This is a genomic window from Kitasatospora sp. NPDC057904 (assembly GCF_042887925.1).
Classification (GTDB): Bacteria; Actinomycetota; Actinomycetes; order Streptomycetales; family Streptomycetaceae; genus Kitasatospora.
In genome coordinates this window covers 24,432-38,037 of the sequence record NZ_JBHVOL010000037.1, presented here as the reverse complement: position 1 = coordinate 38,037, position 13,606 = coordinate 24,432, and the positions used below count along the sequence as shown (strand labels likewise).

The window sequence follows — 13,606 nt, the reverse complement described above, 5'->3', positions numbered from 1 at the left end:
CTCAGCGCAGCCGCACCCGGTGCCCGGACAGGTGGTGCAGCACCTGGTGGTTCGCCTCCCAGCCGTCCGGGAACCTGACCGAGACGCCCAACTGCACCGGTTCCGTGGACGGATGCTCGTCCAGCAGCTCGGCGATCCCGGCCCGGGCCACCACGATGCACGCGTGCCGGTGGCGGGAGGCGAGCACGCAGAGCCGGCCCGTCTCCAGGTGGAAGGCGGTGGCGTCGGGCCGCCCGGAGAGCGGGTGGAGGACGACGGTGACGTCGTACTCGCGCCCCTGCAGCCGGTTCGCGGTGTCCACGGTGACCGCCGGGCCGGCTGTCCCGTCCACCGGGACGCCCACCTTGAGCAGGGCCGCGCGCACGGCCGCCGCCTGGTCCCGGTGGGCCGTCCCGACCGCGATCCGGTCCGCGGTGAGCGGGGCCTGCCCCTGCTCGGAATGCGCGCTCAGCCCGCGCTCCAGCAGCCGGCGGACGGTCGCCGCGACGGCCGCCACCGCCTGCGGGTCGGTCCGCACGGTGTGCCGGGCGGGCAGTTCCAGCAGCGCCCAGCCGTGCTCGGCCGCCCGGTCGATCGCCGCGTCCAGCGCCGAGCCGTCCGGGCGGACGGTGGCGGTGAGCCGGCGGTCGTCCGGGCCGGTGCCGGAGCGGAACGGCGTGTACGGGTAGAACGCGTCCGAGATCAGCGGCGCCGCGCTGGCCGGCAGCCGCCAGGAGACCGGCAGCCGGTGCGGCTCGATCTGCGGGTTGTGCGCCAGCATCGTGACCACGGCGCTGCTCGACGGGTCGTAGGACAGGCCCGCCCACTGCTCGGTGCCGACCACGGTGAACGGGTCCAGCTGGCCCGGGTCGCCGACGAACAGCGCCCGCTCGAACAGCCGGGCCACCGCGAGCAGCGCGTCCGAGCGCATCTGGTACGCCTCGTCGACGATCGCGTGCCGCCACGGCGCCTCGGCCCGCACCCACTGCCACTTGGCGGAGGTGGAGATCACGACGTCGTGCTCGACCAGGTCCGCGACCTTGTCGGACGGGGTGACGTTGGCGTGCCGCAGCACCTCCGGGCCCGGCCGGCCGTCGGCTGCGTGCAGCCGGCCGATCGTCAGCTCCGGCGCCTTCTCGGCCAGCCGGCCGACCAGGTCGTCCACCTGGCCGTTGGTCTGGGCGACGATCATCAGCCGCTCGCCCGACCGGACCAGCTCCCGGGCGGCGCGCACCACGAGCGTCGACTTCCCGGCGCCGGGCGGCGAGTCCACCACCACGCCGCGCGGGGCGCCGGCCGGCGGGTGGACGGTCGCGGCCAGGATCCGGGCCACGGCGGCGTCGGCGGCCGCGCCCGGGGCCTGGCCCGCTGAGCTCTGCTCGGTCACGCGCTTGCTCACTCCCAGTCGAAGTCGGCCGCGGGGCCCGGGGATCCGGGCGCGGCGCCGGGCGGGCCGCCGTGCGTCCACGGGGTGTCGTCCGGCTCGGGCAGCGGCGCGGACTGGCGGACGGTCAGCTCGAAGAGGGTGAACGTGACCGGCTCGCCGGGCTCGGGCACGCTGCCCGGCTCGGGCTCCTTCCTGCGGCCCATCCCGGACAGGATCCGCAGCGTGATCGTGCCCTCCGCCGGGTCGGCCGCGACGATCTCGGCCTTCTGCGCGGACTGACCTCCCCCGGCCTCCGGGCGGGGGGACCCCCAGACCCGGTGCGCCTCGCGGCCGAGGTCGGCGTGCGGGCGGTCGTCGGTCCGCACGGTGACCAGCGGACGCGGCTTGGGGGAGCGGCCGGAGGTGTCGTAGTCCGGGACGACGTCCGTCACCACGCCGGCGAACGCCTCGCCCGCCAGCCGGTGCTCGGCCATCGCGAGCGGATCGTCCAGCGCCTCCTGGACGTCCAGCCTGGCCTGCTCGCGCTCGCGCTGGGCGAGCTTGCGGGCGGCCGTCACCGCGTCGTCCTGCCGGGGCTGCGGGGGCTCGCCGGCCGCCAGGCGGTCCCGGTGGCCGGTGTACGACCAGCGGTCGCCCGTCCAGCGCTCCGCCAGGTGCCCGGCGGGCGGCAGCGAACGCAGCAGGTCGATGCCGCGCCACACGTCGTGCCAGGTGGGCAGCAGCACGGCCGACAGCGCGCCGCGCACCTGCTCGACGGCCGCCCGGACGGCCTCGCGGGCGCGCGCCGCCGCTTCGTCGTCCCGCTGCTCGGTGCTGTGCTGCAGCGCGGAGGCGGCGGCGTCGTACCGGGCGATCGCCGGGCCGAGCACGACGCTGTCGAAGGACGGGTCGGTCGCCGGACCGGCCGGCGGGTGCAGCAGCTGCCCCCGGTCGTCCCGGGCGGACTCGGCCCGCTCGGCCGCCTCGGCCCCGCCGACGCCCTCCGGCGGGAAGTGCCAGGCCAGCCGGGCCGCGAGGTGCTGGTCCTCCAGGTGGCTCTGGCCGGTCGCCCAGTGCCGGGCCAGCAGGCCGGTCATCGGGAGCAGCAGGCTGGAGCCGGGCACCTGGGCCCGGTCGGTGAGGTGGGTCAGCCAGCGGCCGAGCAGCGGGACCCGCACCGGGGCCGGGTACGGGCCCGGCTCGTCGTCCTCGACCGTGCGGCGGAACCGGGTCGAGCGGCCGATCAGTGCGAGGTGGTGCACGCCCGCGCCGTTCGGCACGATCAGCTGCGGCGCGTCGGCGCACAGCTCGCGGAACACCTGCGTCTTCTCACCGCTCTCCGGGTCCTTCTCGGAGCCCTCGATCTGCTCGACCTCGGCCCCGAAGGACTCCACGTAGGGCAGGAGGTCGGCGGCCAGCGCGGCCAGGAAGTCGAAGCGCAGCGTGCGGTTGAGCGGCTGCGGCACGAGGTGCAGCCGGGGCGCGTCCCGGTCGGTGCCGAGCAGGACGGCCAGCGGCGCGCCCGCCTCGCCGGCGGCGGTCAGCGGGACGAGCACCATCGGCCGGTCGGACAGGTGCCGGTGCCGGACGGTGGCCAGCGGCTCGGCCCGCCCGCTGCGGACGGCCTCCAGCCGGGCGAGGGTGGTCAGCAGACTCATGGCCCCTCGACGATTCGCTCGCTCGTGTGAACGGTCACTTCCGCGGTCTCTTCTCCGGTCACTTCCCGGTCACTTCCCCAGGGCTTCGGCGCGCAGCGCGGCCGCGTACGCGAGCCGCTCCGCCGCCTCGTCCGTGCCGCTGCCGGTGGCGGCGGCCAGCGCCTGCGTCACCGTCCGGATGCTGCCCAGCTCGCCGCGCACGCCGCGGCCCAGCTGCTCGACCCGGTCGCCGCAGCGGGCCTGGGCGCGGCAGTGGAAGCCGAGCTCGCAGGTGGAGAGGCAGTCCGGGCTGTACGCGGCGGGCACGGCCGCGACCGCGTCGGCCAGCTCGTCGCCCGAGCGGGCCGGGGCGCCCTCCTCGTCGACCGCGAGGTCGAAGGCGGTGCCCTCGGGCAGCGTCTCCAGCAGCCGGCCGATGCCGGTCATCCGGCTCAACTGGCGCCGGGTGGTGGCGAGTTCGCGGCGGATGTCGACGGCGACCGCGGTCGGCCGGTTGCCGAAGTCCTTCGGGCAGACCAGCAGCACGCTCAGCCGGGGACTGCCCGGCAGCCGCTGCTCGGCGTACGGGTCCGGCGTGAGCGCTGCGCCGGACCGGGCGGCGGCCGCGTGCTGCAGCGCCAGCACGTACACGGCGGCCTGGCGGGCGGCGGCGCCGACCTTGGCCGGGTCGGCGGCGCCGTCCAGCACGGGGAAGGACTTGATCTCGACCACCGTGCACCGCCCGCCGTGCACCACGACGGCGTCCGGCTCCAGGTAGGCGGTGCTGCCGGCCACGTCGAGCCGCAGCAGCGGGTGGTCGAGCAGCGTCCAGGCGTCCGGGTCGGCGGCGGCCTCCGCCAGCGCCTCGGCCGTCCGGTCCGCGCGCACGGCGGGGCCCGAGCGCTGCAGGAGGTCCGGGACGACCAGCGGGGCGCCGCCGTCCGGCGGGAGGCCGAGGTGGCGGCGCAGCGGTTCCAGCAGCGCCGCGTAGCCGTCGGCCTTCAGCCGGGACTCGAAGATCACGCCGCGGGCGATCGCGAACGGGGACTGCCCGAACGGCGCCGGCCGGCCGAGCCGGGAGGCGAGCACCGCCTTGTCCACCCCGGCCGCGTCCAGCACGGCCCTGCGGTGACAGCCCGGATTGGCGGCGAGCGCGGCGAGGGAGCGGGCGTTCAGACTGCGCTGCGGCGCGGGACCGCGCAGTTCGGCGAGCCGGCGGGCGAGCGGCTCAGAGTGCCCACGGGAGGGGGCGTTCGTCGAGACGTTCATGGTGCGGCCCAGTGTCGCATCCGGGTCCGACAATCCGGCGGGGATCACCCCGTTCCGGCCCGTTCCGTGCGCGGACCGCCTCCGGCGGGGGCCGGTTCGTTCGTCGGCCCGGTCGTTCCGGCCCGTTCCCGGCCTGCGTCGTGTCCGGCCCGCGTCGTGTCCGTCCGGCGCCTTCCCGTGCCCTCCGGCCCCCGCCCCCTTCGCGTTCGCGTCGCCGCTCCGGCCCCTGCTCCCGGCCCGCGTCGTGTCCACCGTCCGGGTGAGGGATCATGGAGCCCGGTGCTCAAGGGTGAGACCGACCGTTGCCGCCGCCCCGTCGCGAGGAGCCCCCCATGCCCGCCCGTATCGTGCTGGTCCGCCACGGCGAGACCGAGTGGTCCGCCACCGGCCGTCACACCGGCCGCACCGACATCCCGCTCACCGAGGAGGGCCGCGCGATGGCCCGGGCGCTCGGTGCCCGGCTGGCCAAGGCGCCCTGGAACGGGCTGCCGGACGCGCTCGTCTACACCAGCCCGCTCGGCCGGGCCAAGGAGACCTGCGCCCTGGCCGGCTTCGGCGACCGCGCCGTGGACCGCCCCGAGCTGCTCGAATGGGACTACGGCCAGTACGAGGGCCGCACCGGCGCCGACATCCGGGCCACCGACCACCCGGGCTGGCTGATCTGGCGCGACGGCGTGCCGGGCGGCGAGAAGCTCTCCGAGGTGGCGGCCCGCGTGGACGCCTTCCTGGCCGGCCTCAACGACGAGCACGGCGTCCCGGAGACGGACACCACCGTCATGCACGGCGCCGACCGGGACGTCGTTCTCTTCGCCCACGGGCACCTGCTCCGGATCCTGACCGCCCGCTGGCTCGGCCTGCCGCCCGAGTTCGCCCAGCGCTTCAAGCTCGGCACGGCGGCCCTGTGCGTCCTGTCCTGGGAGTACGGCGCGCCCGCGGTCGAGGTGTGGAACGACCTCTCCCACCTGGAGGGCCTGGGCGCCGGCCACTGACCTGGAGGGCCTGGGCGCCGGCCACTGAAGGACCGCCGACCGGCTCCGCTCAGGCGGCGGTCGCGACGTCGTACGCGGCCAGGAACCCGCCGACCTCCGGCACCGCGCCGTGCGGCCGCAGCCGTTCGGCGGTGTGCGCGAGCATGCTCCGGATCCGGGCGGAGCGGACCTCGCCGAACAGCGCCACGGCGGCCGAGCCGTGGTGCGCGGCGCCCGCGAGGTCGCCCCGGCCGAGCCGGTCGTGGGCGAGCTCGGCGGTGTACAGCACCCGGTTGCGGACGAAGTGCGGCTCCTGGAGCGTTATGGCGAGCCCGGCCTGCTCGCTGGCCCGGTCCCAGTCGCCGAGCGCGGACCAGCACTGGGACTGGAGCCCGGCGATCTCGGCCTCGCCGAAGAAGGACATCCACTCCGGGTCGGCCTCGCAGGGCCCGCGGTCGAACAGCGTGTACGCACGGGCGATCGCGCGCTCGCAGGCGGATCGGTCCTGCAGGAGCGCCCAGCCGCCGGCCTCGCGCATGGCGAGCAGCGCCAGCAGCCGGTCGGAGTCGAGGTGCCGGGCGGCCGCCTGCCCGGCCTGGGCGGCGCGCAGCGCCTCGCGGGGGCGGCCGGCGTCCCGGGCGAGGAAGGCGCTGTTGGAGAAGACGTGCGCCTCCAGGGCGGAGTCGCCGGCCATCCGCGCGGTGGCGAGCGCCTCGGCGTAGAGCGAGCGGGCGTCCGCGAGCCGGTTGGAGTCGTGGGCCAGCCAGCCGACGGAGATGGCGAGTTCGCCGGCCCCGGCCTGCAGCCGGCGCTCCGTCTCGGCGCTGTACTCGCCCTCGTTGAGCAGCACGTAGGCCGTCCTCAGCGACTGCCCGGCCAGCTCGAACAGGGTGTCGCCGCCGTGCGCGTCGTCGGCGAGCCGGATGTCCCGGACGGCCTGTTCCACGCCCAGCACCTCGGCGGCGCCGACCTTGCGCAGCGGCACCGGGGCGCTGCGGCCGGGCACCAGGGCACCGGCCCCGGCGCCCGGGCCGGTGCCGGGGGCGGCCGCGGCGGGCGGGTCGAATCCGATCGCGGTGGCCAGGGCGGCCGAGCCGCCGGTCAGGAACGTACGGCGACGCACGTCGTCGTTCTCCTCGTCGAGAAGGCGCGGTCCGGCGGGCCCTCGGGGCACCGCCGCGGAGAGCGGCCACGGGGGGCCGTCCGGGGCGGGCGGATCCGCGTACGGCGAGGCAGCGTACGGGAGTTGGGTGGAGAGTGGCGAGCGCGGGGCGGGCAGGGTCGGGAACGGTGGGTGGAGCGGGGGTGGCGTGTCGCCCCGGGCTCCGTCCGCCGAGCGGCGGCGGACGGCGGTCCTGGGGGCGAAGCCGAGGTCGGTGAGCGAGCGGCCCGGCCACATGTGCCGGAACACGCGCTCGTAGGCGTAGTTGGGACAGCGGATCTCGCCGGACTCGACCCGTCCGACGTAGCGGGCGTCGCAGGACACGTGCTCCCCGATCTCGCGGGCGGCGCGGCGCACGGCGGTGGCGAACTCGCCGGGCGAGCGGTCGCCGCGCAGTGCGCGCATCACGGTGTTGGGTGACGGGCGGGTCGGCTCGGCCGGTGGGGTGGCTGCCATGGTGCGCTCCGTGGAGGTGCGGGGGCGGTGTCCGGGTGCTCCGAACGGATCACCCCGGCCCGCCACCGACAGTACCGGGAGTCACCGGTCGGCCACAGCGCGTTCTCGCCCGATATGTGGTCAATCCGGTGTGAAACGGGCGCAGTTGCCGAGATCCGCCATGAAATGCCATGCCTTGCTGTAAGGCGCCCCGTGGCCTGCGGCGCGGTTGCGGCGTTGTGCTGGTACGTGGAACCCAGGCCGCCGCCCCCGGCCCCGCCGCCCGCTCCGGCGACACCCCCACCTCCCCGGACCGCCCGGGGCCTCCCGGCGGCCCGGCTTCCGATCCGACGAGGTGACAGGAGGGCCCGTGATGGCCACCGGACTGCCGCAGTACCGACCTGCCGTCGGAGGTGTGCTCGCCGGCGCCGCCCCCGCCCTGCTCCCCGATCCCGCCGACGACCGGATCCCCGGCCGGGGGCCGGTCGAGGGCGGCCGCGCCCCCCGCGGGAGCAGGAGCCCCGGCCGCCGCCCGGCCGTCGGCGAGGGCACCGTCCTCCCCGGCTACGACACCGTGACGGTCGCCGTGCGGCACGGACTGGAGGCGGTCGACATCCTGCGCCTGCGCCGCGCCTGCGGGGCCGTCCTGCAGAGCCGCAGCGGCAGCACCGTCTCCTTCTACGTCCCGGCCGGCACCTGTGACACCTGGCACCTGCCCGGCAGCTCGTGCACGCCCGGCGCCCTGCTGCTGCCCGTCGCCGATCCGCGCTGGGTGATGCCCCCGACCGCCACCGACGGCTCCACCCGGCCCACCGACGCGTGGGTGCTCCGCTCCGCGCTCTGCGAGGCCGCCTGCACGCTGACCGCCGGCGGCCTCGGCCCGTTCTAGCGGGCGTGCCGTGCGGATCCCGCCGGGCCCTCGGTCCGTTCCTCCGGCCGGATCCACCCAGCACGCCCGCGGGCGTTCGCCAGTTCGAGTGGTCCCATCGACCTGCGCCGATAATGGCTGTCATGGGACGAAGCAGCAGGGCCGCGCGCGGCACCGACCGGGGCCGCGCGACGGCGCAGCCGCAGCCCGACACCACCGGGCCCGGCGGCCGCCTCCACGCCCAGGGGCCGCTCACCCGTCCCGTCGGCTCCGGCCTGGCCGAGCTCCGCCCGGACCGGGACCGCCCCGCCGCGTGGTCCCTGCTGATCGACGGCGCCCCGCAGTCGATGGTCGACCTCGCCGACCCGACCCACCTCGGCTTCGAGTACCAGCGCCGGCTCGGCCACCTGATAGACCTCGTCGCCCCGCCCGGCCGCCCGCTCACCGTCCTGCACCTCGGCGGCGGCGCCCTCACCCTCGCCCGCTACGTCGCGGCGACCCGCCCCCGCTCCCGGCAGCAGGTCGCCGAGATCGACACCGCGCTCACCGAGCTGGTCCGCGCCGAACTCCCGCTGGAGCGCGGCTGGCAGATCAAGGTCCGCGGCGGGGACGCCCGCGGCGTGCTGGAGCGCACCCCGGAGGGCAGCGTCGACCTGGTGATCACCGACGTCTTCTCCGGCGCCCGGACCCCGGCGCACTGCACCACCGTCGAGTTCGCGACGCTCGCCTCCCGCGCGCTCGCCCCCGGCGGCTGGTACGCGGTCAACATGGCCGACGGCTCCGCCCTCCCGTTCGCGCGCGCCCAGGTCGCCACGCTGGGCGCGGTCTTCCCCGAGCTCTGCCTCGTCGCCGACCCGGCGGTCCTGCGCGGCAAGCGCTTCGGCAACCTGATCCTCGCCGCGGCCCACGCCCCCCTCCCGGTCGCCGACCTCACGCGGCGCGTGGCCACCGACTCCGCCCTCGCCCGCGTCGAACACGGCGGGCCCCTGGCCGCGTTCACCGCCGGGGCCGCTCCCGTGACGGACGCCACGGCCGTCCCGTCCCCGGCCCCGCCGGCGGGCGTCTTCCGCTGACGGGCGGTGCGGCGCGGGCGCTCGCCGTGTGGCAGGTGCCTTGCCGAGCCGTTCCCGCGGCGTCCGTCCGACCGCGACCACCGCGTCGGCTCGGCTGCGTCGGCTCGGCTGTGCCTGCTGCGCCGGTCCGGCCGTGTCCGCTCGGCTGTGCCTGGCGGGCTGTGCCCATCGCGCCGGCCCGCCGCGTTCGCTCGGCTGTGCCTGGCGGGGGGCGACCACCGCGCCCGCCCGGCCGCGTCGGCTCGGCTGTGCCTGGCGGGGGGCGACCACCGCGTCGGCCCGGCCGCGCCGGCCTGCCGCGGCCGCTCGGCTGCGCCCACCGCCGTGCTCGACCCGGCGCGCGTCCACCCGGGCCGTGAACTCGTCCCCCCGGCAAGGGATCCCGCCCACCCGGCCCCGTCGGGTCAGTGCCCTCGCGGCAGCCCGCGGTGCTTCCACATCGCCGCCCCCGTGAGCAGGAGCCCGGCCGCGATGGGGGCGAGGACGGCGGTGGCCGTGCCGGAGCCCTCCTTGGCGGCCGTCACGGTGGCCGTGTCGGCGAGCGCGATGGCCGAGGGCGTTCCCGGAGCGCCGGTCGAGGGCGCGGTGGACGTCTGTCCGGTGTGCCCGGTGCCGGCGGTGGCGTCCGGTGCCGTGGGTCCGGCGGCCGTGCCCGACGGCACCGCGGGCTCGGGTGCGGCGGCGGCCGGTTCGGCCTTCCGCGCCGCCGGTGCGGAACCCGCGGGGTGTGCGGACCTCGTCCCGCCGTGCTCGCCGGGGGTGGCCGTGGACCCGGCGGGTCCGCCCTCGCGCGGCGCGGGTGTCGCGGTGGGCCGGCCCCGGGGCGGCACCGCGCCGAGCAGGCCGGAGGCCAGGGCGAAGGCGTCGGGTACGGCCGCCCGCTGGCCGGGGAGCGGCAGGCCGCCGGCCCGGATGCGTTCCTGCAGGCCACCGTTGGCGGCCCCGGTGGTGCCGGTGAGCTCGTCGACGAGCCCGGGGGAATTCGAGGCGGGCGTCCGCGCGGGAGTGCCGGCGCGCTCGGCCGACTCCTTGTCGTGCTGCGCCGGCGTGCCGTGCAGGGCGCGTCGGACGGCGGTGTCGGCGGGGGCGGGCAGGGGGTCGGCCGTGGCCGCGTACGCGCCGGTGGCGCCGATGCCCCAGAGCTGTGCGAGCAGTGCCCCGCCGGCCGCGACGGCGCGGGGCCCGGGGAGCCACCGGCCGGCCGAGCGCCGGGCGCCGGTGGCGCCGAGGGGGTCGGGTTCCTGGTGCCTGGTGGCGTGATTGGCTCGCATGTGAGTTGAGAACGAGCGGACGGGCCGTGAGGTCACGCCGGCCGTCACGGACAGTCATCGTGGCCCCGGGGGTGCCGTCCCGGGGCCACGGACCGCGCGGCGGTCAGGAGTTGGGGCGCAGGGTCCAAGTGACCGTCATCACACCGGTGACGGCGCCGTCGGCCCGGGTGATCTCGACGGTGACGGGGAACTCCGGGCGCTCGCCCGCGTCCAGCTCGGCGACGATGTCGGCGGCCGGGCGGCCCAGCACGGCGGTCGCGGTGACCTCGCCCATCGCGAGCTTCTTGTACGTGATCTCGGCGTTGACGGCGAGCGGCACGGCGCGCGAGAGCTGGTCGCCGAAGGCGGCGAGCACGATGCAGCCGCTGGCGGACTCGGCGAGGGTGAACATCGCGCCGGCGTGCGGCCCGCCGACGTGGTTGTGGTACTCGGGCTGGTCGGGCAGCCGGAGCACGGCGCGCTCCGGGGTGGTCTCCAGGTACTCGAGCTTGAGGGTGCGCGCCATCGGGACGGTGGCGTCGAGCATCTGGCCGATCGAAGGTGTCGTCATGCGGACGATGTTACTGCTCGGTAGCTTCCGGCGACAGGCCCGTCCTCGACGGGCGGTGCGGGAGCCCGATGTGAGGGAACGCGAAAACGCCCGAGGGGCCGACCTCTTGAAGAGATCGGCCCCTCGGGCTCGTGGGGTGAGTGACGGGACTCGAACCCGCGGCCACCTGGACCACAACCAGGTGCTCTACCAACTGAGCTACACCCACCATCTGTCCGGCCCGTTCCCGCTCTTCGCGTTCCCGTTCCGACAGGAAGAACTCTACAGGATCCGAGAGGGTGCTCGCGCCAGGGTTTCCCGCAGGCGTGCGCGGACCCCTCGCGGAGCCCTACCGGAGCCCGCCGGACCGTCCGATCGGACGGTCCGGCGGGTGGGTGCGCGGGTTGGTGCGGCGGGTCAGTCCGTCGCGGGCCGGTACTTCTCGGCGATCGAGCGCGCGGTGTCGGTGTCCGGGCCGGGCTGGGGGACGAACACCGCCTCGCGGTAGTACCGCAGTTCGTCGATGCTCTCGCGGATGTCGGCGAGCGCGCGGTGGTTGCCGCCCTTCTGCGGGCTGTTGTAGTACGCCTTCGGGTACCAGCGGCGGGACAGCTCCTTGATCGAGGAGACGTCCACGATCCGGTAGTGCAGGTGGCCCTCCAGGGCGGGCATGTCCCGGGCCAGGAAGCCGCGGTCGGTGGCCACCGAATTCCCGCACAGCGGCGTCTTGCCGGCCTCCGGCACGTGCTGGCGCACGTACGCGAGCACCCGCTCCTCGGCCTCGGCGAGCGTCACCCCGTGCTCGAGCTCGTCGAGCAGCCCGGAGGAGGTGTGCATGGCGCGCACCACCTCGGGCATGTTCGCCAGCGCCTCCGCGGGCGGGCGGATGATGACGTCGACACCCTCGCCGAGGATGTTCAGCTCGGAGTCCGTCACCAGCGCCGCGACCTCGACCAGGGCGTCCCGGTCGAGGTCGAGGCCGGTCATCTCACAGTCGATCCATACCAAACGGTCATTCACGCAACTCACCCTACGGCGCGATCACGCGCCGCGGGGACCGGTGGAGCCGAGCGGGGGGCCTGGGCGAGCGCCTCGGCGGACCGTTCGTCCGGCCCGAGGCCGTCCGCGTGGTCGCCGTGCTCACCGAGGTCGCGGTGCTCCGCGGCGCCGGTGTGGTCGGCCTCCCGGTCCGGGCGGACGGGGTGGCCGTCCCGTCCGGGCCTGGCCTCCCTCGCCGCGGCACGGCCGCCGTCGGCCGCCGCGCGCCCGCCCTGCGGACGGACCTGCGGCGCCCGGGCCTGACGCGCCCGGACGTCGCCGCCGGACACCGGCTGCCCGCCGGGCGAGCCGTGACCGCGCACCGCCCCGGCGCCACCCGGCTCGTCCGCCGGCCGCTCGACCGCGCTCCGGTGGCCCTGCCCCTGGCCGCGCGCACCCGGCTGCGGGAGCCCGTCCTCGGTCGCCGCGTGCTCGGCCGTGCGCGGCGGACGGCCCGCGCCCGGACCGGCCTGCGGCGGCACGAGCGGCGGCCGCACCGGACCGCGCGCCGCACCCGGCTGCCCGGGGTACGGCTGCTGCGCGGCCTGCTGGTACGGGTACGCCTGACCGGGGCGCGCGTGGTGCGGCTGCGGGGCCTGCGCACCGGCGGGACCGGGACCGAACGGACCCGGCTGGCCGTGCGGACCGGCCTGACCGTGGCCGCCCGGCTGGCCGTGCGCCGCCGCCTGCCCGTGCTGACCGTGCTGCGCGGGCAGCACCGGACCGCCGGCCGCCGCCGGGAACGCGTGCGCCGGCTGCTGGCCGTGCACCCCGCCGAACGCTCCGCCGCCCGCCGCCGTCGCGGTGGCCGCCCCGTGCGGACCGGCCGGTCCCGCGGTCTGCGGGCCGGGCCGACGCGCCCGGTAGCCGGTCCGGTAGGCGGCCGGCGAGACCCCGAGCTGACGGCGGAAGTGCCCGCGCAGCGCCACCGGCGAACGGAACCCGCACCGCCGCGCGACGTCGTCCACCGACAGCTCCGACGTCTCCAGCAGCCGCTGCGCCTGGAGCACCCGCTGGGTGATCAGCCATTGCAGCGGCGCGCTGCCGGTGAGCGTGCGGAACCGCCGGTCGAAGGTGCGCCGGCTCATGTAGGCGCGAGCCGCCAGCACCTCGACGTCGAACTGCTGGTTGAGGTTCTCCAGCGCCCACGTGACCACCTCGGCCAGCGGGTCGTTGCCGATCTCCTCCGGTAAAGACTGATCGATGTACTGGGCCTGTCCTCCACCGCTGCGGCGGCTCGGCACCACCAGCCGGCGGGCGAGCGCGTTGGCCGCCTCGGCGCCGTGGTCGCTGCGCACCACGTGCAGGCAGAGGTCGATGCCGGCGGCGGTGCCGGCCGAGGTCAGCACGTCGCCGTCGTCGACGAAGAGCTCACGCGGGTCGACGTGCACCCGCGGGTAGCGCTTGGCGAGGGTCGGGGCGTACATCCAGTGGGTGGTCGCCGGCCGCCCGTCGAGCAGGCCGGCCGCGGCGAGCACGAACGCGCCGGTGCACAGGCCGATGATCCGCGCACCCTCGTGGTGCGCCTTGCGCAGGGCGGTGATCGCCTCGACCGGCGGCGGCTGCGAGATCGACCGCCAGGCCGGTACGACGATCGTGCCGGCCCGGGCCAGGGCCTCCAGGCCGTAGGGGGCGGAGAGGGTGAGGCCGCCGGTGGTGGCGAGCGGGCCCTCCTCCCCGGCGCACACCAGCAGGCGGTAGCGCGGCACCCCGGCGTCCTGGCGGTCGACCCCGAAGACGGAGAGCGGGATCGAGCTCTCGAAGATCGGGGCACCGCCGAAGATCAGCACCGCGACGGTCTCGCGGCGGCGCCGGCCGGACAGCTTGCGCGGCGCGGCGGTCATCACCGCCGTCGCGGAGCCGTTCGCGCCGGACCGCTCGCCGAGCGGGCCGCCGTGGGCACCGCCGTGTGCCGGACCGTGCGGAGCGCCGTGTCCGAGCGGACCGTGCCCGCCCGCGACGCCCACGCCCGGGCCGAGGCCGAGTCCGCCGAGCGTGCCGGTGGAGCCGC

At 76.9% G+C, this 13,606-nt stretch carries 10 protein-coding genes, 1 tRNA gene and 1 pseudogene; 3 read left to right on the top strand and 9 right to left on the bottom strand.

Annotated features, from left to right (window positions below):
• Position 1: 1 nt before the first annotated feature.
• From ACFVSN_RS42620 to ACFVSN_RS42610, 3 genes are all read right to left on the bottom strand, one after another.
• Positions 2 to 1,366, bottom strand: a complete 1,365-nt coding sequence (locus ACFVSN_RS42620; protein ID WP_380491416.1) for an AAA family ATPase — start codon at positions 1,364 to 1,366, stop codon at positions 2 to 4.
• 8 nt (positions 1,367 to 1,374) lie between these two features.
• Entirely contained in the window at positions 1,375 to 3,003 is a 1,629-nt protein-coding gene (locus ACFVSN_RS42615; RefSeq protein ID WP_380508664.1) for a hypothetical protein, read from the bottom strand.
• Positions 3,004 to 3,072: 69 nt separating this feature from the next.
• Positions 3,073 to 4,251 (bottom strand): hypothetical protein, encoded by a 1,179-nt coding sequence (locus tag ACFVSN_RS42610; RefSeq protein WP_380508661.1) that lies wholly within the window; start codon positions 4,249 to 4,251, stop codon positions 3,073 to 3,075.
• Positions 4,252 to 4,583: 332 nt separating this feature from the next.
• On the opposite strand from ACFVSN_RS42610, the gene ACFVSN_RS42605 reads away from it, so the two are divergent.
• On the top strand, positions 4,584 to 5,240 hold the full coding sequence (locus ACFVSN_RS42605; protein WP_380445953.1) for a histidine phosphatase family protein: 657 nt from the start codon (positions 4,584 to 4,586) through the stop codon (positions 5,238 to 5,240).
• 49 nt (positions 5,241 to 5,289) lie between these two features.
• Here ACFVSN_RS42605 and ACFVSN_RS42600 read toward each other — a convergent pair whose 3' ends face one another.
• Positions 5,290 to 6,837, bottom strand: a complete 1,548-nt coding sequence (locus ACFVSN_RS42600; RefSeq protein ID WP_380445954.1) for a tetratricopeptide repeat protein — start codon at positions 6,835 to 6,837, stop codon at positions 5,290 to 5,292.
• 352 nt (positions 6,838 to 7,189) lie between these two features.
• On the opposite strand from ACFVSN_RS42600, the gene ACFVSN_RS42595 reads away from it, so the two are divergent.
• Both ACFVSN_RS42595 and ACFVSN_RS42590 read left to right on the top strand, forming a co-directional pair.
• Positions 7,190 to 7,705, top strand: coding sequence for a hypothetical protein (locus ACFVSN_RS42595; RefSeq protein WP_387958883.1), 516 nt, complete (start codon positions 7,190 to 7,192; stop codon positions 7,703 to 7,705).
• A 122-nt stretch (positions 7,706 to 7,827) separates the two neighbouring features.
• Positions 7,828 to 8,757: a spermidine synthase gene (locus ACFVSN_RS42590; RefSeq protein ID WP_387958881.1), complete on the top strand. Its 930-nt coding sequence runs from the start codon at positions 7,828 to 7,830 to the stop codon at positions 8,755 to 8,757.
• Between the two features lie 404 nt (positions 8,758 to 9,161).
• Here the strand turns inward: ACFVSN_RS42590 and ACFVSN_RS42585 are convergent, their stop codons facing one another.
• The 5 genes and pseudogenes from ACFVSN_RS42585 to ACFVSN_RS42565 all read right to left on the bottom strand — a co-directional run.
• Positions 9,162 to 10,028 carry a hypothetical protein gene (locus ACFVSN_RS42585; protein ID WP_387958879.1) on the bottom strand — a complete coding sequence of 289 codons (867 nt, stop codon included), beginning with the start codon at positions 10,026 to 10,028 and terminating at the stop codon, positions 9,162 to 9,164.
• A gap of 103 nt (positions 10,029 to 10,131) precedes the next feature.
• The gene (locus ACFVSN_RS42580; RefSeq protein ID WP_387958877.1) at positions 10,132 to 10,578 is read right to left on the bottom strand and encodes a DUF4442 domain-containing protein; all 447 of its coding nucleotides are present in this window, start codon (positions 10,576 to 10,578) and stop codon (positions 10,132 to 10,134) included.
• 132 nt (positions 10,579 to 10,710) lie between these two features.
• A tRNA-His gene (locus tag ACFVSN_RS42575) sits at positions 10,711 to 10,786 on the bottom strand.
• A 188-nt stretch (positions 10,787 to 10,974) separates the two neighbouring features.
• Positions 10,975 to 11,577, bottom strand: coding sequence for an oligoribonuclease (gene orn / locus ACFVSN_RS42570; RefSeq protein WP_387958875.1), 603 nt, complete (start codon positions 11,575 to 11,577; stop codon positions 10,975 to 10,977).
• 590 nt (positions 11,578 to 12,167) lie between these two features.
• Positions 12,168 to 13,439, bottom strand: a pseudogene (locus ACFVSN_RS42565) (helix-turn-helix domain-containing protein); the annotation flags it as partial.
• Between the last annotated feature and the right edge of the window lie 167 nt (positions 13,440 to 13,606).